The sequence below is a fragment of the Mesorhizobium sp. M5C.F.Ca.ET.164.01.1.1 genome, assembly GCF_004792125.1.
Classification (GTDB): Bacteria; Pseudomonadota; Alphaproteobacteria; order Rhizobiales; family Rhizobiaceae; genus Mesorhizobium; species Mesorhizobium wenxiniae.
The window spans coordinates 1-370 of record NZ_SRTG01000224.1 but is presented as its reverse complement, the minus strand read 5'-3'; the positions used below and the strand labels follow the sequence as shown (position 1 = coordinate 370).

Annotated in this window: 1 pseudogene; it reads right to left on the bottom strand. The window is 60.5% G+C overall.

Going from position 1 to position 370, the window contains the following annotated elements:
• Positions 1 to 25 precede the first annotated feature (25 nt).
• Positions 26 to 370: pseudogene (locus tag EN807_RS33235) on the bottom strand (methylaspartate ammonia-lyase); the annotation flags it as partial.

Below are 370 nucleotides of genomic sequence, written 5' to 3'. Positions count from 1 at the left end.
TCGCGCAGCGGCCCTACATCCAGCGGGCCGCTGCGCGAAGGAGCGCCTGGCTGACGCCATGCTCAAGCGCGAGGGGTAGCCGCTCCTGTTCGAATGGCTCAAAAACCTTCGCGCAGGCATCAAGGTAAAGAGACTCATCGACATCGCGAAGCCGTGGCGTCACCACCCGCGACGTCAAATCCGAGATTTGGGCGGAGTCGACCAAAGGATCGCGTCCGCCAGCGCCAGAATACTGAACGCTCATCATGTCGCCCCAAACGACGGTGTCGTCGGTGAGAACAAGCCAGACACTAAGCGAAGATGCCGGAACGCGAAGCAACGTGAACCCAGGCGTTATCGGTTCTCCACCATAGATGAAGCCCTCCTGCAC